Below are 23,790 nucleotides of genomic sequence, written 5' to 3'. Positions count from 1 at the left end.
AACGTCTGTTTTATTTACTAGACGGTAAAATGTGTTCGAAAAGCTGTTTTTCCATAAAATCAGCAATGGATGGCTGGGCTTCAACGGTAGGGTGAATACCATCTTGTTGTATCCATTCAGGCTTAGTTATCACGGTTTCCATATAAAACGGGAGTAATGGAATTTGATTACTTTGCGCCAATTTCGGATAGACTTTTTCGAAACTTGTCGTATAACGTTTGCCATAGTTAGGTGGAATGCGAATTTGCATTAAGAGCGGTTTCGCACCCGATTGCACGATTTGATCGATAATTTGCTGTAAATTATCTTCGAGTTGCTCTACAGGGAGACCTTGTAAGCCATCATTTGCACCTAATTCGATCAATACCCAGTTAGGTTTGTTTTGTTCGAGTAAAACGGAAAGGCGTTCTAACCCCTGTGCAGAGGTATTTCCACTAATACTACCGTTAACAATAGCAACGGGTGGGGAAAGTTTCTGCCAACGTTCGGCAAGCAAGGAGGCCCAAGCCTGCTCAGCCGGTAAACGGTAGCCTGCACTTAGGCTATCACCTAAGATTAATAGCTTAGTTGACGCAAGTGCGTGCCCACTTGCAGTCAGTAACAGGAGAAATACCAATATATGTCGGCGAATAATATTCTTGAAGTTCATCATCTCATTAAACGTGTTGGTCAAGGTGAACATGAACTGACTATATTGCAAGGTGTTGAGCTAATTGTCGAGTCCGGGCAAACAATTGCTTTAATTGGGGAGTCAGGTTCGGGGAAATCAACCTTGTTAGGGATTATTGCGGGGTTGGATGACGGCTCAAGCGGAACGGTTAATTTATTAGGCCAAGACCTTACTAAAATGGACGAAGAACAACGGGCACGTTTACGGGCACAAAGTGTCGGTTTTGTGTTCCAATCCTTTATGTTGATCCCAACCTTAAATGCTATTGAAAATGTGCAACTTCCTTCTTTGTTACGTGGTGAATCTGAGTCTGAAAGCTACCAACACGCGGCAAGTTTATTGACGGATTTAGGCTTAAAAGATCGCCTAAAACATATGCCACCACAGTTGTCAGGGGGTGAGCAGCAGCGTGTTGCACTTGCTCGTGCCTTTAATGGCCGCCCACAGATTTTATTTGCCGATGAACCAACGGGGAATCTCGATCGCCACACCGGGGATAAAATTGCAGATTTACTGTTTGATATGAACAAAGAGCATGGAACAACCTTGATTTTAGTTACCCACGATAACGAGCTGGCTGCACGCTGCCAACGCCGCTTGCGCTTGGTCGATGGGCAGTTGAGGGAAGAAGTATGATTTGGCGTTGGTTTTGGCGTGAATGGAAAACACCCTCGTTATTGATTGTTTGGCTTGCGCTTACCCTTGCGGTTGCTTGTGTACTGGCTTTAGGGCGAATTAGCGATCGCATTGAAAATAGCATGAGCTACCAAAGCCGTGAGCTATTAGCGGGTGACTTAGTTTTACGATCTTCTCACCCAAGCGACCCTGCATGGTTACAAGAGGCCCAAAAAGAGGGGTTAACGCTAAGCCAGCAAATATCATTTTCTACCATGGCTTATGCGACGGAAGATGAAGACGCTCGGCCACAACTGGTGTTAGTGAAAGCAGCGGATAAGGCATATCCATTATATGGCGAGCTCATCACAGAACCGGCTGGGGTAACCCCGACAAAAGGGGAGATATTAGTCGCACCACGGTTATTAGAATTATTGAACCTCAATGTAGGGGATAACATTGATATCGGAGATGCGACGCTAAAAGTTTCGGGTAAACTAATTCAAGAGCCTGACAGCGGTTTTAACCCATTCCAGATTGCGCCAAGAGTATTGATAGCAATTGAAGATGCACCATTAACAGGGGCAATTCAATTAGGCAGCCGGTTAACTTATCGCGACATGTTTGCCGGCGATCGCCAGCTTATTGATGTATTTCAACAAAAATATGACCAAGACCTACGAAATGATCAGCGTTGGTTTACGTTAAGCGAAAATAACGGTGCAGTGGGGAAAACCTTCCAACGTGCCCAACAGTTTTTATTGTTGTCAGTTTTATTAACCCTGCTGCTAGCCATTGCTGCGGTTGTGGTTTCAATGACGCATTACTGCCGTAGCCGCCATCAATTAATTGCAGTATTAAAAACCTTAGGGGCAGGGCGTAGCGCATTACGTCAGTGGATTATTGGGCAGTGGTTAGTGATTTTAATTGCTGCGGCTTTACTCGGCTCATTATTAGGTTTGGCTTTTGAAGGCATTTTAATGCAAATCTTAGGGGCTATGTTGCCGAAGGAATTGCCGCCTGCAAGTTTAATGCCTTGGGTTTGGGCGATCGGTACATTATTTATTATTGCGATAATTGTTGGCAGCCGCCCCTATTACCAACTGATGGCAACACAGCCTTCAAGGGTATTACGTGAAGATGCCAAATCACCTGTTTGGCCGCTATATTATTATCTGCCAATTGTTATTTTAATTGTGGTTGGCGGCTTATTTGTGTTTGCTGGCGTTAACCCTCTGTTGTGGTCAATTTTGGCCGGTATTGTCGTGGTTGCCATTCTACTTGCGCTGATTGGTTGGGTTGGCTTATGGGGGCTGCGTCATATTAAGTTTCGCCAATTAAGTTTGCGTTTATCCGTTAGTCGCCTATTGCGCCAGCCGTTACAAACCATCACACAAATGAGTGCATTTTCGCTGTCATTTATGTTGTTGGCGCTGCTAATTTTAGTGCGTGGTGATTTGCTTGACCGTTGGCAGCAACAGTTACCCGCAGATAGCCCGAACTATTTTTTGATCAATATGAACCAGTCACAGCTTGAGCCTGTCACCAAGCTATTGGCTGAGTTTGACGTGAAACCCACCGAGTTCAACCCTGTGGTGTTAGCGCGCTTAACCGATATTAATGACCAGTCAGCAATTGAATGGGCCGATCAACGTGATCCAAATAATAATACGGTGCGACGTGAATTGAGCCTAACTTGGCAATCTGATTTAGCGCCAGCTAATGTGGTTGATAAAGGAACTTGGCCACCAAAAGCAGGTGAAGTCTCGATTGAACAAACGGTCGTTAAAGAGCTTGGGTTGAAATTAGGTGATAAACTCACATTTAACGCAGGGGCCCAGGTCTTTAGTGCAACAGTTAGTAGTATTCGTACGGTTGATTGGGAAAGCCTACGACCAAACTTCTATTTTATTTTCTCTGAAGAAAGCCTTTCTCAGATGCCGGCCACTTGGTTGAGCAGCTTCCACTATGAAGGTGATGGGCAGCTATTAACGCAACTTAGCCGCCATTACCCAACCATTAATGTGCTCGACACCGGTGCAATTATCACCCAAATCCAGCAAATTCTTCAGCAAGTGAGCCAAGCCCTTGAAGTGATGGTGGTTCTGGTTATTTTCTGTGGGCTGTTGCTATTATTGGCTCAAATTCAAGTCGGTATGAGCCAACGGGAACGTGAATTAGTGGTGTACCGAACTCTGGGAGCCAGTAAAAAATTGATGCGTCGAACCCTGTGGAGCGAGTTTGCATTGCTTGGCTTAATGGCAGGGCTTGCCGCGGCATTTGGGGCAGAAATTGCTTTATGGTTGTTGCAAAGTAAAGTGTTTGATTTCCCTTGGCAACCTGAGTGGCGTATGTGGGTGCTATTACCCTTAAGCGCGGCTTTCTTACTGTCCATTTGTGGTGGTTGGTTGGGGTTACGTTTATTAGGGACGGGGAGTCAGCACCGTCGTTTGAATGGTTAAATACTCGTCATACTTCAAGTTGCAGCGTTGTTGATTACGTTCAGCTAGCTGCAACTCGAATTATTTAGAATATAGTGGTGTTAGGGAAATATCTTAATGCCACTATTTATTGAACATTATAAAAACAACTTGTTTTTCAGTAAAATAACTGTCTCTAATCCTTCATAAAAGCTTCATTCATCGACGTTATGATTCCGCCATCAATTATTGATAGCCTTATAATGGAAACATAACAATGCAGAATAACCATTCGATTAAACGTAAGCTGGGCTCGTTATCTTTATTGGCTAGTTTAATTTCATTTAGCATCACAGGGTTTGCACAACAAGAAGTGACCGCAACGTTAGCGGGGCACTCCATTCTTCCAGTTAATTCAACGGTTTCTTCCCCCGAAAATGCACCTTCAGACATGCAAGTGAGTGGTAAATTTACCACTGGCGCTCGTGTTGATAGTTTAGGGAAAGTGGAAGGTAAATCTGCAGATCGCCCAACAGGAATGCATATTCCAATTAAAGGCCAGCCACGCCAAGGGCACTCGGGTATCAAACGCATGGCGGACGGGACTTATTGGGTTTTAACCGACAATGGATTCGGCAATAAAGTAAATTCCCCTGATTCTATGTTGTATGCCACTCAATATGATATTGATTTTCAATCAGGTAATACAACGCCATTAAAAACGGTTTTCTTCCATGATCCCGATAAAATTATTCCTTTTCATATTACGAATGAGAGCACAAAAGAACGCTATTTAACAGGAAGTGATTTTGACCCTGAAAGCTTTCAATTTGCAGGTGGTGCTCTATGGGTTGGCGATGAGTTTGGCCCTTACCTAATCAAAATGGATTTGGATGGCAAGGTATTAGCCTTGTTTGAAACACAAGTAGATGGAAAGAAAGTTGTTTCTCCTGATCACTACCAAATCACAACACCGGGTAAACCTGCTGATAAAGTGAATTTCCAAGTCAACCGTTCGAAAGGTTTTGAAGGTATGGCGTCATCACCAGACGGTTCTAAGCTCTACCCAATGCTAGAAGGTGCGATTTGGCTTGATGACAAGCAAGATTATGAAAATGTTGATGGTAAACGCGCAGCACGTATTCTTGAGTTTGATGTGAAAAAGCAAGATTGGACGGGTAGAAGCTGGTTGTATGTCTTTGAAGACAATCAAAATGCCATTGGTGATTTCAATCTTATTGATGATACCCACGGCCTAATCATTGAGCGTGATAATGGTGAAGGTACAGCAGATAAAGCCTGCACGGCGGGAAACAGTAATACTGAAAATTGCTTTAGTCATTTAGCTAAATTCAAGCGTGTATATCGTATTGAATTTTCAGATAACAACGTAGGGAAAGCCGTAGATAAGCAAGCTTATATTGATTTAATGAATATCAAAGACCCAAGTAATATGGCAAGAAAACCATTAAATGATGGCGTGTTTACCTTCCCATTCTTCACCATTGAAAACGTTGATGTGGTTGATAGCGAACACATTATTGTTGGTAATGACAATAACTTTCCGTTTTCATCTAGCCGTGAACCAAATAAAGCGGATGATAATGAATTTATCTTATTAAAAGTCCCCGAGCTGTTAAAACCCTAATTAATTTTGCGCCTCTGTTTGATTTTTCGGAGGCGCAAATAAACGCTATGTTTTGATCCAATATCTGGTCTTAAGCTTATTTTCCCTTTGGTTTCAATTTTTCCCGAGCTAATCACTCGGGATTTTTTATTTGTGATTGAGGGCAGGGGGTTTCATCATCAAAGTAAGCAATAAAATGATGATAACAGGCGCGGCAATAACCAAAAATGCAGGGGTGAAACTGCCTGTTAAGTCTTTGATACCACCGGCAATGAAAGGCGCTAAACAGGCAACGGTTGAGATTAAATTCACCACAGAGAATAGCTCTAGGTATGGGCCTCGACCAAAATAATTTGACAGTAAAACACTGGATGCCAAAAAGGTCATGCCATAACCAATACCAACGCATAACACAAACAAAATTAACCATAGCCATGACGTGGCAATACTGAGGAAAATAACACCTAACACCATGATAATTAGGCTACCGATTAATAGTTTCTTCGGTTCTAACCATTCACCAGCGGCTCCACCAATAAATCTTGAGAATGCATTCACAAATGCCATTGTGCTTAATAATGAAACCGCCACGGTCATGCCAAATCCACGCTCTTCAATATGGGCAACAGCAAAACTGTTAACGGTAATGCCACACCATAAAAACGAGGTATAAGTCGCAGCAATCAAGTAGAACTGCCATGTACGTAGCGCTCTGCCGACTGTCCATACTTCAGCAGTGCGATAAATAGGCTTGCTTGCGTCACTAACTTGTTTCTGCATCACCTTTTTTGCGTGCTCTTGCTCTTTTTTACCTTCACGTAGCATGAAAATCGTGATTAACGTGACGATGCTAAGATAAACAGCACATAGAACCCAATGCATGCGCCATGAGCCTAATTGGTTTGATGCGTAAAAGTAAATCCAAGGGCCTGCAACACCCCCCAAGCCCCCGATGGTGAAATATAACCCAAAGGCAAGGGATTGTTTTTCAAATAGCCGCGAAAGTACGTAAGTCCCCGGGACGGTGGCGAGTAAGGTGAAACCAACACCAATTAATGCGGTACCTAAAAAATAGGTGCTAATGGCTTGGGTGGAGTAAAGACTATAAAAGCCCGCAACAAAGACACTGGTACCTAGCAATAAAGTAGCCCGTACACCGACTTTACGGATCAATAAAGAAGGGAGGAAACTCGCAAGTCCACAAGTTAAGCCCAGTAGCGTAAAGCCAAACCCAGCTTCGCTCCAGCTCCATTTGAGCTCACTTATCATTTCAGGCAAGACCACGCCAAGAGAGGTAAAGGTTGTCGCGGTGGCTAAAAAATAAACAAGTCCTAACAGAACAAGAATGCACCACTGATAAAACGGACTAAAAGTCTGCGAGGACATATTGACTCCAGTAATGCCGCACACCTTAAATCAGGATATTTGTTTTCTGGATGACGGCGAAAATAGCATAATGCCCGAAAATAGTTTCGGGCATCGAATAGGGCTATTTTCCCTATTTATTGATGAGAGTACCAGTCTAATTTTGCATTTGCCCACTCAATGCCACTTTTGTACTCATTTGGCAAAAGTGAAGCCAATGCGTTAAGTGTTGCAGATAACTGGTTGTGGTCACTATGAGAAAGGTTTAAATGGCCAACTTTACGAGCAGGGCGCACCTCTTTCTCATACCAGTGAAGGTGAACGAGGGGTAAGCTCAGCCAGTCTATATTTACATCAGTACCGATTAAATTGACCATAACAGCAGGGCTATACACTTCAGGTGACGGCATTGGTAGGTCTAATATGGCACGTAAATGCAGCTCAAATTGGCTAATGGATGCGCCATTTTGTGTCCAGTGGCCGCTATTGTGTACTCGAGGCGCAATCTCGTTAATCAGTAGGTTATCACCCACGACAAAACATTCCATTGCCATTACACCGATATAGCCTAACTCATCCATGACAGCGCTAAGCATGGCTTGAGCTTGTTCCTGCTGCGGGTTAGTCGACTTAGGGAAAGCTACGCTTGTACGTAAAATGCCTTCTTGGTGCAAATTATGGGTTATCGGGTAAAAAACGGATTTTCCCGCTGCGTTTCGGGCACCAATGACAGAGACTTCGGCGTCAAAGGGAATACCTTGCTCAACGATACATTCACCGTAAATTTCAGCGGGTAAGTCTTTTTCATCACCAGGGCGAACACGCCATTGACCACGCCCGTCATAGCCGCCAGTTCTGCGTTTTACAATGAGAAAATCACCGAGTTTGGCAAATAATTCAGGCCATTGTTCGGGGGTTTCTAATAGAGCCCAAGGTGCAGTGGAAAGTTGCAAACTATCAAATAAGCTTTTTTGTGGAAACCTATCCGCTAAACGTGGAAAAATATCACGGTTAATAAAGGCATTATGGCGAGCTAATTCTTTGGTTAGCGGGGTTTCCGGCCAGCGTTCAATTTCCGCGGTGATGACGCTTTGTTGATAAGGAACCGCTTCGGGCTCTGCATCAAGACCAACAGGAAAAACGGCAATGCCTAATGGCTCGCCAGCTTGGCGTAGCATACGGCCTAATTGGCCATTACCAAGCACGCAAACGGGTTTCATTAGGCGTTCCTCGGGTCTGGGTTGTTTAACACATCATTGGTTTGTGCTTCTCGCCATGCAATGAGGCGATTGAAAATAGCAGTATCACTTATCGCTAATACTTGCGCGGCTAACAGCGCTGCGTTTGCTGAGCCTGCTTTACCGATGGCTAGCGTACCAACAGGAATGCCTTTAGGCATTTGCACGATAGAATATAAGCTATCAACACCACTCAATGCAGTGCTTTGTACCGGAACACCAAAAACAGGGACTAATGTTTTAGCGGCAATCATTCCTGGTAGATGTGCGGCACCACCCGCGCCCGCGATAATCACATCAAATCCGTTCTCTTTGGCGGTTTCAGCAAAAGAAAATAGTTTATCTGGTGTTCGGTGCGCAGAGACGATTTCGACATGAAAAGGGATTTGGAGTTCTGTTAATACATCAGCTGCGTGCTGCATGGTCGTCCAATCACTTTTCGAACCCATAACAATGGCGATTTTTGCCGCAGATTGAGCAGGAACTTGGGCAGTCATTTGGTGCTTTCCTGTATTGAAAAAAAACATCACCCTGAGGTGGGAAATTGAATTGTCTTGATCATATCATGGTAAAGCAGCAAGGAAAACGTTTGCGTGATTAATAAATAAGCAAACAGTTGTGGGAGATATTGAAAATGGTTAGTCAGGCAAAATTACTCAAAGGGAAAGAAAGTTAGTTCAATGCCTTGCTCGTTAATCACAAAGGCTGAACCTTCGTGGTGCCACGCACCTAATACACCTCGATAATGCAATTTACCACCAATATTTATCTCATGAATGGCAGGCCGGTGAGTATGACCATGGATCATCCATTGCGCTTGGTGCCTTTGTAATGCATCAATAACGGCTTGTGAATTGACGTCCATAATCGACTCGGCTTTCATGCTGCTTGCATATTGGCTATTTTGCCGCATTTTTTGTGCGATACGGCGACGTATGAAGAGCGGGAGTAGTAAAAACACTCGTTGGATCCAAGGCGTGTGAACTTTTTTACGGTAATTTTGATAGGCGGCATCATCTGTGCATAAAGTATCACCATGCAGAATTAAAATGCGCTTATCATAAAGTTCGAGCAATGTTTCTTGTGGGAGTATGGTCATGCCACACTGTTTCGCATAGCGTTTACCAATTAAAAAATCTCGATTTCCATGAATGAAATAGCAGGGAATGCCGCGTTCTGTGAGCTGTTTCAATTCATTGGCAACTAGCTGATGCAGCGGATTGGCATCATCATCGCCCACCCAATAATTAAAAAAATCACCGAGAATATATAGGCTTTCGGCATGGATGGCTTGCTGTTGAATAAAATTAATAAAACCGGCGGTGATCGCCGGTTCATCTTCACTCAAATGCAAATCTGCAATGATGTAAGTGGACATGCGTTCAGGTTTACTCGCTGACCGTCACTTTTTCAATGATGACGTCTTCGCGTGGAACGTCTTGGTGGAAGCCGCTACGACCTGTTGAGACACCTTTGATTTTGTCAACAACGTCCATACCTTCAACCACTTCAGCAAACACGCAGTAACCCCAGCCATCAGGGCGTTCTGAACGGAAGTTTAAGAAGTCGTTGTCAGCAACGTTGATGAAAAATTGTGCTGTTGCAGAATGCGGGTCGTTAGTACGAGCCATCGCTAAAGTACCACGGGTATTTTTTAGACCGTTGTTAGCTTCATTTTTGATAGGTGCTTTAGTGTTTTTTTGTTCCATGCCTGGCTCAAAACCACCGCCTTGGATCATGAAGCCATTAATAACACGATGGAAAATGGTATTATTGTAAAAACCTTCACGGCAGTAAGTTAAAAAATTTCCGACAGTAACGGGGGCTTTATCGTCAAACGTTTTGATAACAATGTCACCGTGATTGGTATGAAATGTAACCATAATAGCTATCCTGAATAATTGTTTTTTGTGCGCTAACTTGCGAAAGCGTTGAGATCAGCACGTTTATATCACAGATAAAACCTGACTTGAAGCGGAAGGAAGCTTAGTCGGCCGTTTATAGCATAATAGATGTGTATTAAACCTAATCAATAAACTGAAAAGGAAGCGGGGTAAACCCTTGCATTCTTAAGGTGATCGGGGTTCAATAACATGATATTTTATCGGTAGAAATCGATAATCATTTTTCAAATAAATGGAAAAGTTCAGATGCTACAAATTTTTAATACACAAAGTCGTCAAAAAGAAGAGTTTAAGCCCATCCAAGCAGGGAAGATTGGGATGTATGTGTGTGGCATCACTATCTACGACTTGTGTCATATCGGCCATGGCCGTACATTTGTGGCGTTTGATGCAATTAGCCGCTATTTACGTTATTTGGGTTATGACTTAAATTATGTACGCAACGTCACCGATATTGACGATAAAATCATTAAACGTGCGGCAGAAAATAATGAAAGTGTCGAAGAGCTAACAACGCGTATGTTGGCTGAAATGCATAAAGATTTCGATGCGTTAAATATTTTACGTCCTGATAGCGAACCACGCGCAACACGTCATATTGGTGAAATTATTGAATTAACCCAAAGCTTGATAGAGCGTGGTCATGCCTATGTTGCTGCGAATGGCGATGTGATGTTTGAAGTCAAAACCGATCCAAATTATGGACTGTTATCGCGTCAAGATTTAGAACAGCTGCAAGCAGGTGCTCGCGTCGAAGTTGCTGATGTAAAACGTAATCCAATGGACTTCGTCTTGTGGAAAATGTCTAAAGAAGGCGAACCAAGCTGGAGATCCCCATGGGGCTTAGGCCGTCCAGGTTGGCACATTGAATGTTCGGCCATGAACAGCAAAACGTTAGGCAACCATTTTGATATTCACGGTGGCGGCTCTGATTTAATGTTTCCTCACCATGAAAATGAAATTGCGCAATCTACCTGTGCCCATGATGGCCCATATGTGAACTACTGGATGCACTCCGGTATGGTCATGGTAGACAGAGAGAAAATGTCTAAATCTCTCAATAACTTCTTTACTATCCGTGATGTGCTTGAGTATTACGATGCAGAAACGGTGCGTTATTTTCTGTTATCAGGCCATTACCGTAGCCAACTGAATTACACAGAAGAGAACTTGAAACAGGCACGTACTGCGCTTGAGCGCATGTACACTGCGTTGCGTGGTACGGATAAGTCAGCTGTGCCTGCAGGTGGTGACGAGTTTAAAGCACGTTTCATTGAAGCGATGAATGATGACTTTAATACACCTGAAGCCTATTCGGTATTATTTGACATGGTTCGTGAAGTTAACCGCCTGAAATCAGAAGATATGTCAGCAGCAAATGGTATGGCTGCACAATTGCGTGAGTTAGCAAGCGTGCTGGGTTTATTAGAACAAGACCCTGAAGTCTTTTTAAAAGGCGGTGCACAAACTGAAGATGATGCGGAAGTGGCAAAAATTGAGGCATTAATTCAACAACGCCTAGATGCACGTAAGAATAAAGATTGGGCACAAGCGGATGCGGCTCGTGATGAACTTACTGCCATGGGGATTGTGCTTGAGGATGGGGCACAGGGGACCACTTGGCGTCGCAAATAATACGCGTCATATTTCGCGCTGTGGCGGTGTTGCCATCACTTGGCTACTTGGGTCACATACTTTTGTATGCTCCCCAAGTTATCATTTTAAGTACTGATTGATTTAAAAATAAATTTTCATATATTCAAACGGTTAGGTATTGGTATCTAACCGTTTTTATTTTGTTAGCTAAAATTGAAAGAAATAATTATTTATTTACCAAAGAATTGATGCACATAGAATATATTTTCATCAATTAAAGTTTGAGTAAGGGTAATTATGGTAATTAAGACGAGTCAAAGTTCTGTAAAATCAGGTGGGTGTACTGATGAGAATTTAATCAATAACTATATGAAAGATCATAAAGTTCCAAGTAATGCATCCAAAAATATCGCTAGATGCATAAAAGGAATAAAAAATAAAATTAGTCAGCCGATTACGAGGTTTACTCAAAAACTCCGAAACTTTTTCAAACCTTCTCAAAGGGTTGTACCACTAGAACGAACTTTTATTAGTTATATTGGTAAAGTCGATAACTCCGCCCCCAAAGTTATTCCGAATATAGACAAAAAACAATTAAAAATATAAAGATAGAAGATGCTTCATTGTCTCTTAATGCTCCTAACAGGCCTCCACTCATAAAATGTCTAACAGTAATCAGAAACCGAGAAAATTTAAGTTTAGATTCATATCAGCATAGTTATATTGAACCAATAGAAAGGCCTTCGAGTAATAATATTATCTTTTTCTCATTGGATAAAAAGCCCCCCAATTAAGGGGGGGAATAAGACTACCAACAGGGACTAGGAATGGAACTTAAAGTTGTGTGATTAAGCGATACTCGCCATTTCTTGTTGGGCTTCTTTAGGTGTCGCTTTTTTGACAATGGCATAAAGCACACCTGAAACCACCGTACCAGCCACTATCGCGAATAAATACATCAATACATGATTAATAGCTCCGGGTATTAACAGCACAAATAAACCACCGTGAGGTGCCATTAGCTGAATACCAAAATACATGGATAGCGCCCCTGTTATTGCGCCACCAATAATGCAAGTAGGGAGAACACGAATCGGGTCTTTGGCCGCAAATGGGATCGCACCTTCTGAAATAAAACATAAACCGAGAACAAAAGAGGCTTTACCCGCTTCGCGTTCAGCAGGTACAAACTTATGTCGTGCTAATAGTGTTGCAACGCCCATTGCCAGAGGTGGCACCATTCCTGCCGCCATAATTGCTGCCATTGGCGCATAGGTTTGTGAACTTAATAGACCGACACCAAAGGCATATGCGGCTTTATTGACTGGGCCTCCCATATCCGTACACATCATCGCCCCTAGAATTGCGCCTAAGATCACCGCATTAGTGGTTCCCATGGTATTTAACCAGTTAGTTAGCCAATCCATTAACCACGCTACAGGGTGGCCAATGACATAGATCATCGCTAAACCCGTGAATAAAGTGGAAATGAGCGGTACGATTAGAATTGGCTTTAACGCTTCCATAGTTTGCGGCAATTTTAATCGGGTACTAATAAAGTGAGCACTATAACCGGCAAGAAAACCAGAAATGATCCCACCTAAGAACCCTGCACCTAAAGTGGTTGCAAGTACCCCGCCGACCAAACCTGGGGTTAACCCCGTTCTGTCAGCAATGGAATAGGCGATATAACCCGATAGTACAGGCACCATTAATGCAAGGGCTGTTTGTCCGCCAATTAGGCTAAGTGCCCAAGCCAGAGAGCCTTCGACATTGGATGCGTCTAAACCAAAAGCAAATGAAAGCGCAGTACATAATCCCCCAGCGACAACCATAGGGAGCATGTATGATACCCCGGTAAGTAAGTGCTTATACACTCCGCGTTTTTCTGTCGATCTACTCGTTTGGGCTGATGTTTTTCCGCTTTGTGGTGTGAATATATTTGCTTCTTCTACTGCTCTATCCATTTCTTGTGCTGTTTTCTTCAATGCGGCACTGGTGGAGGTGCGGTACATTGGCTTCCCCGAAAACTTATCCACATTGACTTCGATATCGGCAGCGACAATGACTAAATCAGCTTGTGCTATCTCTTCTGGCGTAATTTCATTTCCAACCCCGACAGAGCCCCGGGTTTCGACTTTGATATTCCAGCCTCGTTTTTTTGCTTCAGCCTCGAGTGCTTCCGCGGACATATAAGTGTGCGCAACCCCTGTTGGGCAAGCGGTAACGGCTAATACAGAGTAAGCTTTCGCATGCTGCGGCTCGGTAATTTTTTGCTCACACAGTGTCGCTTCGTTAATTGCAGATGACAGAAATTCAGCAGGTTGCCTAACAGCGACATCGGGGTGACCGAAATAGACTTTTTTATCTGAGCAATTAAAATTTTCCGGCAACTGAGTATCGAAACAAATCACAATATCTGCATCAGTAAGTTGTTCTGTGAAGGTGATATTTTGTAAGGCAGATACATTTTTTAAGGCATCGATGGCTAGCCAGCAAATAGCAGGGCCTTGCTGGTGGCTTGGAGCGATTAATATTTTCATGTTTTTCATCCTCATTGAGCCGTAAACGGTTGTAAATCAACCTTCGTCATCATATGTGCAAGTTGCGCTCGGTCTGTGATACCGACATTGGGTTGAGAGACAGCAAGTGCAGAAACCGCGGTAGCTAAGCGAAGTGTGTGCTCACTTGTTTGCCTCATCATTAGCCCGTAAATTAATCCACCTACCATTGAATCCCCTGCGCCAACGGTGCTGATAACCTCACATTCAGGTGGTTTAGCAAACCAAGCGCCCGATGAATTGACCCACATAGCGCCTTTTTCGCCTAAAGAAACCACCACATGGGCAATACCTTGTTGTCGAAGTTGATTTGCGGCATTTACGATATCTTGCTGGGTAGGGAGCGGTTTTCCGGCCCAAATTTCAAGTTCACGGTGATTAGGTTTTACTAACCAAGGAGAAGCTTTGAGCCCAGCGACAAAGGCCTCGCGGCTGCTATCAAAAATGACACACATACATTGTTCTCTAAGGCGTAACATCCATTGAGTAAAATCATTTAAATCAATGCCCTGAGGTAAACTGCCACTGACGCAAATCATATCGAACTGACCCGCCCAGCTTAATGAGTCGGTGACGAAACGCTGCCAATCCGCTTTAGTAATACTGAATCCTGAAAAGTTAAAATCGGTAACTTCACCAGTTTGCTCTGTTAGTTTGACATTGATGCGGGTGCGGCCTTCAACAACTTGAAAGCGGTTAGCAATTCCTGTTTCGCTGAAGGCTTTTTGGAAGCCATCTTGATTCTCTTTACCCAAGAAACCACCAACAGTGACATCAATCCCTAAATTTTTAAGTACTTTAGCCACATTTATGCCTTTTCCAGCGGCATGAAGGCCTGCTGTTTTGACTAAGTTCACATCCCCGCGATGAATATCAGGTAATAGCCCAACCAAATCGTAGGCAGGGTTTAACGTGATCGTTGCGACTCTTCTGCTCATGCGACTTTTTCTCCAAGTCCTGAATTGATTGCCTCACCAATGGTATTGATGGCTTCTTGTGCATCTACACCTTCTGCGTGAATGCGTAAACGATGCCCACATTTAGCCCCTAAGCTGACAATTTTCATTAAGCTTCGACCATTTACGGGAGTCGAAGTACCATCAAGATTACTGACTGTAATCGTGCTTTCGAATTGCTTAATAGCAGTGACTAACTGAGTGCTAGGCCGCGTATGTAACCCATGTGGGTTAAGAATGGTGAAGTCCTGAGTTATTCCAGATATGTTTGTATTCAATGAATCACTTTCTGTGTGTGAGTCATCAGGACGCAATAAATCAATTAGTTTGTTAACGTTATCATTTTCGAGAATGAGATTTGCTTCTTTATTTTTCAATAAATTGTTTATTTTTAGTAACAAAGTCTCTATTTGATAATTAGCGTAAGAGAGGGTAATTAGAATGCTGACGGGGTTACCTTGAAAGCTAAATGGTTTTTTTACCGTCGATATCGCAATCGCATTCTCAATGTTTCCGATTGGACTATCACTTAACCAAATACCTTGACCTAAATATGACGGGGTTTGAGTGAGAACTCGAGAAATAAAGTCGGTGCTGATAGCTTCAGCGTTTTGTAGGTTAATAATATTCTGTATTTTCAATGTATTTATATTATCAACTTGAGCACTAACCGTGACCATTGATTCATCAAATTTCACCGGTTGAGTTTGACGCTCACCCATTAGAAGTTGCTTTAAGGTTTCGGCGGTGTCAGCTTTGGCTATAGCATCAGCGGTGTGTTCATCACTGATTATGTGGGTTAATTGGCGTAGCAATTCGAGATGCTCATTTGATTGAGCGGCAATGCCAATAACAATATAAGCAGTTTGGTTATCACCCCAATCAATACCATCAGGGAATTGAAAGACAGCAAAACCCGTTTTTAATACCTGATCTCGCGTCTCTACTGTCCCGTGTGGGATAGCGATACCATTCCCTAAAAAGGTAGGCGCTTGGGTTTCCCGGTTAAGCATTCCTTGCGCATAACCGCTTTTTGCATAGCCTGCATTTTCTAATGATTTGGCAACTTGTTCTATTGCATTTTTTTTATCAGATGCAGCAGCTGCAAGGTGGATATCGCTTATTGGTAAGTTAAACATAATTTCTCCTGATTATTATTCGTAGCCGGATCAGCCAGAAGACTTGCAAGCGGATCTGATTATTTGTTAATCATGTTATCGTTAACAAGGTTAGCTGAATCGTTTAATCTTGTCTATGCGATTAACATGTGAAATACAAAAAATGAGATCTAAGTTAAATTTTATAAGGGTGTGATTTGTGTGTTTAATGACAAAGCTGAAGTGGTTGCTGAAATTATTTATTTATATAAAACAATGAATTAAATTTTCAATATGCGTAATTGTTTAGATGCTTATTACAGAAAAAGTGATCACAGAAAAAATTTGTCTAAAACCTAAAAAAGCATTTTATCGTTCTTACAATAAATATTGTTACTTTGAAGAAAAGGGGGAGGGAGGGCACTATTGGTTTTAGAAAGGAGATAGGCTGAAATATTTCAGCCTATCTAACGGTATTATTCTACAACTTTAATTTTTTCGCTGCCCATTGAAACGATTTTACCCGCGACAATTTTACAGCGTTTACGTGTTTCGACCACGCCATCAACTTCAACTAAGCCATCTGCAATCATGGCTTTTGCCATTGCACCGCTTTCCGCCCAGCCTTCAATTTTCAGCAAATCACACAATTCAACGTGTGGGTGGCCATTTAAATTGAATATATCCATGATAACTCCAAAATTACATTAAATATCGTGGTACTCTTCACATGCCTGAAGGGTGTTTTGAATTAAAGTCGCAACGGTCATTGGGCCAACACCACCAGGAACGGGGGTTATCCAAGCTGCGTTTTTCGCGGCTTCGTCAAAATCGACATCTCCGGTGACTTTTCCGCTCTCTAAACGGTTGATACCGACATCGACCACAATTGCACCTGGCTTAATCCATTCTCCAGGAATAAAATTAGGTTTCCCCACAGCGACGACCACTAAATCAGCATGGCGAACGTGGTGCTCTAAATCTTTAGTAAAGCGGTGGGTTACTGTTGTGGTGCAGCCTGCTAGCAGAAGCTCTAGGCTCATTGGACGACCAACAATGTTCGATGCACCAATAATTACAGCATTTAAACCATAGGTGTTGATACCACAACGTTCAAGCAGAGTAACAATTCCTTTTGGGGTGCATGGGCGAAGGCGTGGTGCACGTTGGCACAGTCGGCCGACATTGTATGGATGAAACCCATCCACGTCTTTGTCTGGGTGAATACGCTCAATGACTTTGACGTTATCAATACCCGCAGGTAATGGAAGTTGAACTAAAATTCCATCAATTTCAGGGTCTTGGTTTAAATCATCAATGAGCTTGAGTAATTCAGCTTCTGTCGTTGTGTCCGGTAAATCATAAGAACGCGAAATAAAACCGACTTCTTCACAAGCACGGCGTTTACTGCCGACATAGATTTGTGAAGCAGGGTTAGCACCGACTAAAATCACGGCAAGGCCGGGAGCACGTTTTCCTTGTTCTAAACGTAATTGTACTTTTTGGGCAACTTCTTGCCGAATTGTCTGCGCAATCGTTTTCCCATCAATAATTTTTGCTAACATCTGTAACTTAATCCATATATGAGACACGGTAATGACTCTATTTTGTCAGAAGTTAACGCCATTGTCAGTTCAAACTATTACATAAAATGAGCATATAGTTATTTTAGTAGCGAAAAGCCATTGACTCAGCGCTCAGCAACCGTATAATTCAACGCCATCAGCCAGATAGGCTGCCTGCATTATCAATGCGCCCTTAGCTCAGTTGGATAGAGCAACGGCCTTCTAAGCCGTAGGTCACAGGTTCGAATCCTGTAGGGCGTACCATTCTCAAGTATTTCAAAGTCTACAACAGTCTATAAAACCCTTATAAAATCAGTTATCACAAGAAATCATAGTATTCCAAGGTCTAGTCACGTCTATTGAAATCTACAACTATGTGGGGGCATAATTGGGGGCATTACCCCGTTCAATGAAAATCGGTGCCCCCAAATGAAGCTAACAGCCAGACAAGTAGATACTTCCAAGCCAAAAGAGAAAGCTTATAAACTTTCTGACGGTGGGGGCATGTATTTAGAAGTTGCTCCAAATGGCTCTAAGTATTGGCGTATGAAATATAGATATGCTGGTAAAGAGAAAAGGCTGGCTTTAGGTGTATATCCATCAATATCACTCGCACAAGCTAGGGCTAAAAGAGAAGAAGCCAAGCGCATATTAGCGTTAGGTGATGATCCATCGTTGGTAAAGAAAGCCGAAAAGCGAGAAAAAGAGTCTCAGGTCAATAATAGCTTTGAGAAAATCACGCTTGAATGGCATGACTATAAAAAGCCGAATTGGTCGCAAGGTTATGCTGATGACTTATTAGAAGCCTTCCAGAAAGATATCTTCCCTTATATTGGTAAAGCTAGCATTACAGAAATTAAGCCGCTAGATATGCTAGAGGTGCTTAGAAAATTAGAAAAGCGTGGTGTGTTAGATAAGCTAAAGAAGATAAGACAGGCATGTAACCAAGTATTCCGCTATGCAATTGTGACGGGGCGGGCGGAGTATAACCCTGCATCAGAATTAGCTGGCGCACTGTCTACACCAAAAGCAAAACACTTCCCCCATTTAAACGTTAATGAATTACCTGATTTTTTACAGGCACTATCTGTATGTAGTGGAAGTAAGATCACTCAAATTGCGACAAAGCTATTAATGATAACAGGTGTTCGTACTATTGAGCTTAGAGCCGCTGAATGGACAGAAATTGACTTTGATAAAGCTATTTGGGAAATCCCCAAAGAGCGTATGAAAATGCGTCGTCCCCATATGGTTCCACTCTCTACACAGGCGTTAGAATTATTCAGAGAAATACAAACCTTAACAGGGCGGTTTAAGTATATCTTTCATGGCAGGAATGATGCCTCTAAGCCGATGAGTGAAGCGGCAATAAATCAGGTCATAAAACGTATTGGTTATGATGGTAGAGCCACAGGCCACGGATTCAGGCACACAATGAGCACGATCCTACATGAACAAGGTTATAACACAGCATGGATTGAGACACAGCTAGCACACGTTGATAAGAACTCTATTCGTGGAACGTATAACCATGCTCAGTATATTGATGGCCGTAGAGAAATGCTTCAATGGTACGCTGATTACATGGGGGCATTAGAGAACGGGGATAATGTTGTACACGGCAACTTTAAACGTGCTTAATCCACCAGCAACCACATACATAACCAGACAATAAAAGGTCTGTTTTTTGTGCCTTAAATAGCCATAACTGGACAAATAGACAGTAATTATAGACTGTAGTAGACTTGTGTAGACTATAAAGAATAAAGCTATGCCTAGGCTGATCCCCGAAAACTAGTACACCTCTACTAGCTGGCATAGCTCCTACAGAATGAGGGCGTGAGGTGGCGTTGTGAGTGTATTAAATAGCTTTATTGCGGAAAGAAATCAGGCTATTCAATTTAAAAAGTTGTTTGACGCGATTGCAGAGCAAGAAGAACAGCCAATTGATGTTGTCGCTGCCTTTTTTTATAGAAATAGAACAGATATTTGCTCCGATGAAGAGTTGGATAATATCTCAGTTCCTGCATATCAGTGTTATACGTACTCTCGAATTTCTGGTTTCGATCCGTATCCTGATCAATGGTTTCAAGAAAGATGCTTTGATTTGATAAGAGCGATTGGCGAACAGTATCAAATTTATGATGAAGAGTTACCAGAATATGAGTTTGGCTACATGGTAACTCCGAATGAATATATTGGATTACCCGATGATTACCAAGGTTTCTTTCCTGAATTTTATTTTAAATATGATGAAATTAAATCATTTTTAAATTCTCATAATATTAAATTTCCTGAGCAGCTTGAGATTGTTGATACTAAGCCTTCAAAAAGAGAAGACTCTACAGATGGCATAGCTACAGAAGAAATAACGGTTACAACACATTCAGTGGAACTAGACAAACCCATGAGAACAAGAGAAAGAAATAACCTTCATGCGATTATTGGTGGGTTGCTGGTTACCATTATCAAAAATAGTAAAAAAAATCAGAGTTCTGTTATTTATGAACTAACTGAGCTATTCCAAGATGCTGAGCCATTTTCTAAAAGAAATTTAGAAGAAAGATTTTCTAAATCTAAAAAAGTTTTAAAAGATAAAGGATTTGAGTTCGATGAGCTAAAAGCTATCCCTGATGAGGTGAAAAATGATTGATTACGATAAAAATAGCTGTAGTTCTTTAGAAAAAGCTTATTACACTCCAGTTGAGGCCGCGTTGAGGTGGTGTAATCTGATATCTCATGAGGTGCTTATTCTCGAAAAGGTAGGAATGGATGTTTTGCCATCCGTTGGTATGTTTCCACAGTGGCCGTGCTTAAGGGTTAATGCGGAAAAAATATTAGATGCTATTCATAATGGGGAAATACCATACGGGCGGGATGGAAAAACTGTTAGAGAAGGTGAGCAGGTAGCAAAGCACCGATTAACAATTAGGCATTCAGATTTGAAAATTTGGATGTCGAAAAATTATCCAAATCAAAAACCTCCTTTTCTATTTGATTCTGTTGAGCAGAAACTTCATGCTGGAATAACTATTGAAGCATATCAAACAATAGAAGCTGAAAATAAACGCCTAAATATTAGATTGCAGGATGCGATAAAAACATTTAAACAACAAAAAGAACAAATTTCAGAGTTACAAGGTGAGCGAGATTCACTTAGACAAATGGTTGATAACCATAAACCTAATATTAGCTCCAGAGCAGAAACGACATACTTGAATATTATTGGGGGATTACTCGATATTATTCTCGGTGAGTCTCCATCAGGAAACAAACTATCTGTTTATGATAATCAAGCAAGCATTATAAGTGCGTTATTAGCTTATCATGAAGGTAAGCAGGGTATTAGCCCTAGGACTTTAGAACAAAAATTTGCAGAGGCCAAAAGAAGCTTAAAAGAATAGTTACCGCAACTGCGGTAAAGAGTACCGCAACTGCGGTGACTACGGTATCAAATATACATAAAGTTCCCCTGAGATCTACGGACGTCTATCAAGGCGTATTATGAAATAGATAACAGGGGGCATCATGCCAACAGTAACAACCTTAAAAGAAAACCTCATTCGCTTACCTGAAGTTATGCGTCGTACTGGCTATGGTAAAGCGTGGATTTATCGCCTTATCGAAACAGGTCAATTCCCTAAATCAGTAAAAATCGGTACTCGTTCGATTGCTTTCGTTGAATCTGAAGTAGATGAATGGGTAGCAAATAAGATTGCTGAATCACGCACTGGTGAGGTGGCATAATGGAAAAGAAAAACCACCCGCTACAGGTGGCTTCTCAGGATAACGCGACAGCATCTATTCTATCAAAGAACCCACCAAAAAAACACCGTGCCCGTTTATATATGTTAGGTACTGGCATTAATGGATTTACTGAGAATGAAATATTAATTCATTGTCGCTTATCGTCAGGTCGTAATTATCCAAATGAATTGGAACGTTTATTAAATATCGAACTAGAACGTATTGATGAGCCTAATCCTGATGGTATTGGCTCACACTACCGTTACCGCTTTAAGACGGCTCAGGACGCGCAAAAGGTCATCAATTTAATTAATGAACGCGCTGAACAAGGTAATTACCAAACGCTGGATAAAGCACACGTAAATAACATTTTAAGTCTCTACCCGACAAAATAACGGAATAAGAAAATGAAACTAAAAAATAACAGCTTAAATGCTGGTGGATTCGCTCACCCTAAATTCAGCGACGAGGCTATTTTAAATATTAATTCAGATGATATTTCCGTTATTCGATTTGAGGGAATAGAGGTACGGATAGTTAAAATTAATAATGATCCGTGGTTCGTTGCTAAAGATGTTTGTGACGCATTGGAAATATTAAACTCAAGTGATGCTTTAAAATCATTAGATTTGGACGAAAAAAATACTATAGCTTTAAACTATGGTATTCAGGGAAACCCTAACAGACAGGTTATAGCGGAGTCTGGATTCTATAAACTAATTGCCCGTAGCCGCAAGGCAACCACTAAAGGCACATTCGCACATCGTTTTACTAATTGGGTATTCCGTGACGTTATCCCATCTATTCGTAAAACTGGCGTGTATGGTGTGCCATTCTCAGCGTTAAATGACTTCACCAAACGTCAGCAACAATACCAAATTACATCCTCACAGCATGGGCGTGACCTGCAATCCTGTAAGCAAAAGAAAGCTGATTTACAGCGTGAAGAACGCGAATTGTGGAAGAAGTACCAGCCTGATTTTCTTGATGGAGAAATCCACTAATGACGGCTATTAACTTACAAATGATTGGTACACCCAAAGCGGTGTATCAAAGTTCAAATATTAATCAATTATCCCCAGAGTTGGGGAATATTGCCTACCAAGTGAATGATTCCCTACTGGCAGGTGGGGAGTCGGTTAAAGTGGACGCCCTTTTATCCATCTTGAATCTAACTTCAAGTTATAGTCAATCAGACAAAATTTCGTCTGGTTACTCGGTCAATATTTTGGCTCAGCAACTGGCTAAAACTTTAGCCGATGTATCAGCGAAAATTTACGCCAATCAATCACCCAAATTTACGGGAAATCAATCTGGGGAATATTTATCAGGTTGTAATTCTGGTGAATATTTGAGCACTCCAAAACGGGGGAGCGCAAAACGTGGAGAATTTACACCATTAGCTAAAGGTGATTTTTCTCACCTTTCTAAAGAGGCGAATTATCCTCATTGGCAAGGTTTAATCTGGATCACTATACGAGGCAGAATTGAGTTTTTACAGTCCATAAAAGGCAAAGTAATTGAGTTTTGTCAGTCCATAAAAAAGGGGAAAATTGAGTTATTAGACACCATAAAAAAGGAACGAATTGAGTTTTTGGAGTCCATAAAAAAGGGCAGCCAATCGGCTACCCTTGGAGACGTCGATATTAAATACCGAGCAAGTGAGAATATTAATATTAGCTTACTTCTCTGGTATGGCAAATATCAGTTTTTAGGCTCAATACCTAATCGCTCTAACTCTTTTCGCCCAAGAGTTTTAAGCCAGTTACCTAAACTCATTCCCGCTTCAGATGCTGCAGATTCAAATTGCGCCTTAAGTTCTGGCGTGATCCTGATTTGGAATGTAGGAGATAACCCTTTTCCTTTTTCTGTTTTGTCTCTTTTTGGCGTTGACATGTACGTACGTAATCCCTTAGTATGTTATTTGTTATGTACGTACTCTAACATGAAGTATGTGCAAAATAAAACGCCCTCGAATGATATTACCAGTATCACTCAAGGGCTGACCACCAACGATACTGATACTATCGAGGTAGCTATGCAAGATATTAACACACCCGTCACAGGGCGGACTAGTCTCACCCCTAACCAATCGTACAGATGGTTATTCCTCGCGTTAAACCGTAGCGATTACACCGCGAAACCTTGCCGTATTGCTGTTACAGCACCGAACGAACACGATGCGAGGCTCATGCTTGTACGTGATTACATTCTGTCATTCGCTGGTCGCTTACCTGCTATTGGAGGTAAACATCATGCGTAACCCTCAACCTAATGATTTCTACACTCACAAAAATAATGGCGAAACCGTCAGAGTTCTATCGGTTCAATTTAACCGTGTGACCTTTCAGCGAGACGGCTTTGATAGCCCTGTCATTGTTTCATTAAGCCAGTTCAGCAACGAATACACCTATTCGGGGAGGGCTTAG

Annotated in this window: 25 protein-coding genes and 1 tRNA gene; 14 read left to right on the top strand and 12 right to left on the bottom strand. The window is 42.0% G+C overall.

Going from position 1 to position 23,790, the window contains the following annotated elements; translation table 11 throughout:
• Window positions 1-10: 10 nt before the first annotated feature.
• The gene (gene tesA / locus CYG50_RS13915) at window positions 11-652 is read right to left on the bottom strand and encodes a multifunctional acyl-CoA thioesterase I/protease I/lysophospholipase L1 (protein WP_102139375.1); all 642 of its coding nucleotides are present in this window, start codon (window positions 650-652) and stop codon (window positions 11-13) included.
• Here tesA and ybbA point away from each other — a divergent pair.
• The 3 genes from ybbA (at window position 620) to CYG50_RS13900 (ending at window position 5,353) form a co-directional block, all read left to right on the top strand.
• Complete coding sequence (gene ybbA, locus CYG50_RS13910; RefSeq protein WP_102139374.1) at window positions 620-1,306, top strand: putative ABC transporter ATP-binding protein YbbA; 687 nt, start codon at window positions 620-622, stop codon at window positions 1,304-1,306. The two genes, tesA and ybbA, sit on opposite strands and share 33 nt — an antisense overlap.
• The gene (gene ybbP / locus CYG50_RS13905) at window positions 1,303-3,747 is read left to right on the top strand and encodes a putative ABC transporter permease subunit YbbP (protein ID WP_102139373.1); all 2,445 of its coding nucleotides are present in this window, start codon (window positions 1,303-1,305) and stop codon (window positions 3,745-3,747) included. The genes ybbA and ybbP overlap by 4 nt, the downstream gene beginning before the upstream one ends.
• Window positions 3,748-3,982: 235 nt before the next feature.
• Window positions 3,983-5,353, top strand: a complete 1,371-nt coding sequence (locus CYG50_RS13900; protein WP_102139372.1) for an esterase-like activity of phytase family protein — start codon at window positions 3,983-3,985, stop codon at window positions 5,351-5,353.
• Window positions 5,354-5,479: 126 nt separating this feature from the next.
• Here CYG50_RS13900 and CYG50_RS13895 read toward each other — a convergent pair whose 3' ends face one another.
• The 5 genes from CYG50_RS13895 to ppiB all read right to left on the bottom strand — a co-directional run bounded on the left by CYG50_RS13895 (window position 5,480) and on the right by ppiB (window position 9,818).
• Window positions 5,480-6,718: an MFS transporter gene (locus CYG50_RS13895; RefSeq protein ID WP_102139371.1), complete on the bottom strand. Its 1,239-nt coding sequence runs from the start codon at window positions 6,716-6,718 to the stop codon at window positions 5,480-5,482.
• A gap of 116 nt (window positions 6,719-6,834) precedes the next feature.
• Window positions 6,835-7,917, bottom strand: coding sequence for a 5-(carboxyamino)imidazole ribonucleotide synthase (gene purK, locus CYG50_RS13890; RefSeq protein ID WP_102139370.1), 1,083 nt, complete (start codon window positions 7,915-7,917; stop codon window positions 6,835-6,837).
• Window positions 7,917-8,432, bottom strand: coding sequence for a 5-(carboxyamino)imidazole ribonucleotide mutase (gene purE / locus CYG50_RS13885; RefSeq protein ID WP_102139369.1), 516 nt, complete (start codon window positions 8,430-8,432; stop codon window positions 7,917-7,919). Before purE ends, purK begins: the two co-directional genes overlap by 1 nt.
• Window positions 8,433-8,587: 155 nt before the next feature.
• A complete protein-coding gene (gene lpxH / locus CYG50_RS13880) occupies window positions 8,588-9,313 on the bottom strand; it encodes a UDP-2,3-diacylglucosamine diphosphatase (RefSeq protein WP_102139368.1) in 726 nt (241 codons plus the stop codon).
• A 10-nt stretch (window positions 9,314-9,323) separates the two neighbouring features.
• Window positions 9,324-9,818 (bottom strand): peptidylprolyl isomerase B, encoded by a 495-nt coding sequence (ppiB, locus tag CYG50_RS13875; protein ID WP_102139367.1) that lies wholly within the window; start codon window positions 9,816-9,818, stop codon window positions 9,324-9,326.
• A 267-nt stretch (window positions 9,819-10,085) separates the two neighbouring features.
• Between ppiB and cysS the strand changes: the two genes are divergently transcribed.
• Together cysS and CYG50_RS13865 are read left to right on the top strand one after the other, a co-directional pair.
• Window positions 10,086-11,474 carry a cysteine--tRNA ligase gene (gene cysS / locus CYG50_RS13870; RefSeq protein WP_102139366.1) on the top strand — a complete coding sequence of 463 codons (1,389 nt, stop codon included), beginning with the start codon at window positions 10,086-10,088 and terminating at the stop codon, window positions 11,472-11,474.
• A gap of 258 nt (window positions 11,475-11,732) precedes the next feature.
• Entirely contained in the window at window positions 11,733-12,041 is a 309-nt protein-coding gene (locus tag CYG50_RS13865) for a hypothetical protein (RefSeq protein ID WP_102139365.1), read from the top strand.
• A gap of 242 nt (window positions 12,042-12,283) precedes the next feature.
• Here CYG50_RS13865 and fruA read toward each other — a convergent pair whose 3' ends face one another.
• From fruA to folD, 5 genes are all read right to left on the bottom strand, one after another.
• The gene (gene fruA / locus CYG50_RS13860; protein ID WP_102139364.1) at window positions 12,284-13,978 is read right to left on the bottom strand and encodes a PTS fructose transporter subunit IIBC; all 1,695 of its coding nucleotides are present in this window, start codon (window positions 13,976-13,978) and stop codon (window positions 12,284-12,286) included.
• An 11-nt stretch (window positions 13,979-13,989) separates the two neighbouring features.
• Window positions 13,990-14,934: a 1-phosphofructokinase gene (gene fruK / locus CYG50_RS13855; protein WP_102139363.1), complete on the bottom strand. Its 945-nt coding sequence runs from the start codon at window positions 14,932-14,934 to the stop codon at window positions 13,990-13,992.
• A complete protein-coding gene (fruB, locus tag CYG50_RS13850; RefSeq protein WP_102139362.1) occupies window positions 14,931-16,091 on the bottom strand; it encodes a fused PTS fructose transporter subunit IIA/HPr protein in 1,161 nt (386 codons plus the stop codon). The genes fruK and fruB overlap by 4 nt, the downstream gene beginning before the upstream one ends.
• 434 nt (window positions 16,092-16,525) lie before the next feature.
• The gene (gene ybcJ, locus CYG50_RS13845) at window positions 16,526-16,738 is read right to left on the bottom strand and encodes a ribosome-associated protein YbcJ (protein WP_004260239.1); all 213 of its coding nucleotides are present in this window, start codon (window positions 16,736-16,738) and stop codon (window positions 16,526-16,528) included.
• 18 nt (window positions 16,739-16,756) lie between these two features.
• Window positions 16,757-17,614: a bifunctional methylenetetrahydrofolate dehydrogenase/methenyltetrahydrofolate cyclohydrolase FolD gene (gene folD, locus CYG50_RS13840; RefSeq protein WP_102139361.1), complete on the bottom strand. Its 858-nt coding sequence runs from the start codon at window positions 17,612-17,614 to the stop codon at window positions 16,757-16,759.
• 187 nt (window positions 17,615-17,801) lie between these two features.
• Between folD and CYG50_RS13835 the strand changes: the two genes are divergently transcribed.
• The 7 genes from CYG50_RS13835 to CYG50_RS13805 all read left to right on the top strand — a co-directional run bounded on the left by CYG50_RS13835 (window position 17,802) and on the right by CYG50_RS13805 (window position 22,365).
• Window positions 17,802-17,878, top strand: a tRNA-Arg gene (locus CYG50_RS13835).
• A gap of 165 nt (window positions 17,879-18,043) precedes the next feature.
• On the top strand, window positions 18,044-19,255 hold the full coding sequence (locus CYG50_RS13830) for a tyrosine-type recombinase/integrase (protein WP_102139360.1): 1,212 nt from the start codon (window positions 18,044-18,046) through the stop codon (window positions 19,253-19,255).
• Window positions 19,256-19,466: 211 nt separating this feature from the next.
• Window positions 19,467-20,267: a hypothetical protein gene (locus CYG50_RS13825; RefSeq protein ID WP_102139359.1), complete on the top strand. Its 801-nt coding sequence runs from the start codon at window positions 19,467-19,469 to the stop codon at window positions 20,265-20,267.
• Window positions 20,260-21,018, top strand: coding sequence for a protein kinase (locus tag CYG50_RS13820; RefSeq protein ID WP_238706805.1), 759 nt, complete (start codon window positions 20,260-20,262; stop codon window positions 21,016-21,018). The genes CYG50_RS13825 and CYG50_RS13820 overlap by 8 nt, the downstream gene beginning before the upstream one ends.
• Window positions 21,019-21,142: 124 nt before the next feature.
• Complete coding sequence (locus CYG50_RS13815; RefSeq protein WP_036951665.1) at window positions 21,143-21,361, top strand: helix-turn-helix transcriptional regulator; 219 nt, start codon at window positions 21,143-21,145, stop codon at window positions 21,359-21,361.
• Window positions 21,361-21,756 carry a PM1773 family protein gene (locus tag CYG50_RS13810; protein WP_094960712.1) on the top strand — a complete coding sequence of 132 codons (396 nt, stop codon included), beginning with the start codon at window positions 21,361-21,363 and terminating at the stop codon, window positions 21,754-21,756. Before CYG50_RS13815 ends, CYG50_RS13810 begins: the two co-directional genes overlap by 1 nt.
• Before the next feature lie 12 nt (window positions 21,757-21,768).
• Window positions 21,769-22,365, top strand: a complete 597-nt coding sequence (locus tag CYG50_RS13805) for a BRO-N domain-containing protein (protein ID WP_102139358.1) — start codon at window positions 21,769-21,771, stop codon at window positions 22,363-22,365.
• Between the two features lie 700 nt (window positions 22,366-23,065).
• Here CYG50_RS13805 and CYG50_RS13800 read toward each other — a convergent pair.
• Complete coding sequence (locus CYG50_RS13800) at window positions 23,066-23,257, bottom strand: toxin-antitoxin system HicB family antitoxin (RefSeq protein ID WP_102139357.1); 192 nt, start codon at window positions 23,255-23,257, stop codon at window positions 23,066-23,068.
• On the opposite strand from CYG50_RS13800, the gene CYG50_RS23525 reads away from it, so the two are divergent.
• The gene (locus CYG50_RS23525) at window positions 23,256-23,624 is read left to right on the top strand and encodes a host cell division inhibitor Icd-like protein (RefSeq protein WP_311136303.1); all 369 of its coding nucleotides are present in this window, start codon (window positions 23,256-23,258) and stop codon (window positions 23,622-23,624) included. The two genes, CYG50_RS13800 and CYG50_RS23525, sit on opposite strands and share 2 nt — an antisense overlap.
• A complete protein-coding gene (locus tag CYG50_RS13790; protein WP_102139356.1) occupies window positions 23,617-23,790 on the top strand; it encodes a DUF4222 domain-containing protein in 174 nt (57 codons plus the stop codon). The genes CYG50_RS23525 and CYG50_RS13790 overlap by 8 nt, the downstream gene beginning before the upstream one ends.

Origin of the sequence: Providencia huaxiensis, assembly GCF_002843235.3 — a bacterium.
GTDB classification, from domain to species: domain Bacteria; phylum Pseudomonadota; class Gammaproteobacteria; order Enterobacterales; family Enterobacteriaceae; genus Providencia; species Providencia huaxiensis.
This window is presented reverse-complemented; position numbering and strand designations above follow the sequence as displayed.

Bases quoted from the DNA above. Each gene is read 5' to 3' on its own strand.
- ybbA (WP_102139374.1), top strand. From the start codon at position 620: ATGTCGGCGAATAATATTCTTGAAGTTCATCATCTCATTAAACGTGTT.
- tesA (WP_102139375.1), bottom strand. From the start codon at position 652: ATGATGAACTTCAAGAATATTATTCGCCGACATATATTGGTATTTCTC.
- ybbP (WP_102139373.1), top strand. From the start codon at position 1,303: ATGATTTGGCGTTGGTTTTGGCGTGAATGGAAAACACCCTCGTTATTG.
- CYG50_RS13900 (WP_102139372.1), top strand. From the start codon at position 3,983: ATGCAGAATAACCATTCGATTAAACGTAAGCTGGGCTCGTTATCTTTA.
- CYG50_RS13895 (WP_102139371.1), bottom strand. From the start codon at position 6,718: ATGTCCTCGCAGACTTTTAGTCCGTTTTATCAGTGGTGCATTCTTGTT.
- purK (WP_102139370.1), bottom strand. From the start codon at position 7,917: ATGAAACCCGTTTGCGTGCTTGGTAATGGCCAATTAGGCCGTATGCTA.
- purE (WP_102139369.1), bottom strand. From the start codon at position 8,432: ATGACTGCCCAAGTTCCTGCTCAATCTGCGGCAAAAATCGCCATTGTT.
- lpxH (WP_102139368.1), bottom strand. From the start codon at position 9,313: ATGTCCACTTACATCATTGCAGATTTGCATTTGAGTGAAGATGAACCG.
- ppiB (WP_102139367.1), bottom strand. From the start codon at position 9,818: ATGGTTACATTTCATACCAATCACGGTGACATTGTTATCAAAACGTTT.
- cysS (WP_102139366.1), top strand. From the start codon at position 10,086: ATGCTACAAATTTTTAATACACAAAGTCGTCAAAAAGAAGAGTTTAAG.
- CYG50_RS13865 (WP_102139365.1), top strand. From the start codon at position 11,733: ATGGTAATTAAGACGAGTCAAAGTTCTGTAAAATCAGGTGGGTGTACT.
- fruA (WP_102139364.1), bottom strand. From the start codon at position 13,978: ATGAAAATATTAATCGCTCCAAGCCACCAGCAAGGCCCTGCTATTTGC.
- fruK (WP_102139363.1), bottom strand. From the start codon at position 14,934: ATGAGCAGAAGAGTCGCAACGATCACGTTAAACCCTGCCTACGATTTG.
- fruB (WP_102139362.1), bottom strand. From the start codon at position 16,091: ATGTTTAACTTACCAATAAGCGATATCCACCTTGCAGCTGCTGCATCT.
- ybcJ (WP_004260239.1), bottom strand. From the start codon at position 16,738: ATGGATATATTCAATTTAAATGGCCACCCACACGTTGAATTGTGTGAT.
- folD (WP_102139361.1), bottom strand. From the start codon at position 17,614: ATGTTAGCAAAAATTATTGATGGGAAAACGATTGCGCAGACAATTCGG.
- CYG50_RS13830 (WP_102139360.1), top strand. From the start codon at position 18,044: ATGAAGCTAACAGCCAGACAAGTAGATACTTCCAAGCCAAAAGAGAAA.
- CYG50_RS13820 (WP_238706805.1), top strand. From the start codon at position 20,260: ATGATTGATTACGATAAAAATAGCTGTAGTTCTTTAGAAAAAGCTTAT.
- CYG50_RS13815 (WP_036951665.1), top strand. From the start codon at position 21,143: ATGCCAACAGTAACAACCTTAAAAGAAAACCTCATTCGCTTACCTGAA.
- CYG50_RS13810 (WP_094960712.1), top strand. From the start codon at position 21,361: ATGGAAAAGAAAAACCACCCGCTACAGGTGGCTTCTCAGGATAACGCG.
- CYG50_RS13805 (WP_102139358.1), top strand. From the start codon at position 21,769: ATGAAACTAAAAAATAACAGCTTAAATGCTGGTGGATTCGCTCACCCT.
- CYG50_RS23525 (WP_311136303.1), top strand. From the start codon at position 23,256: ATGTACGTACGTAATCCCTTAGTATGTTATTTGTTATGTACGTACTCT.
- CYG50_RS13800 (WP_102139357.1), bottom strand. From the start codon at position 23,257: ATGTCAACGCCAAAAAGAGACAAAACAGAAAAAGGAAAAGGGTTATCT.
- CYG50_RS13790 (WP_102139356.1), top strand. From the start codon at position 23,617: ATGCGTAACCCTCAACCTAATGATTTCTACACTCACAAAAATAATGGC.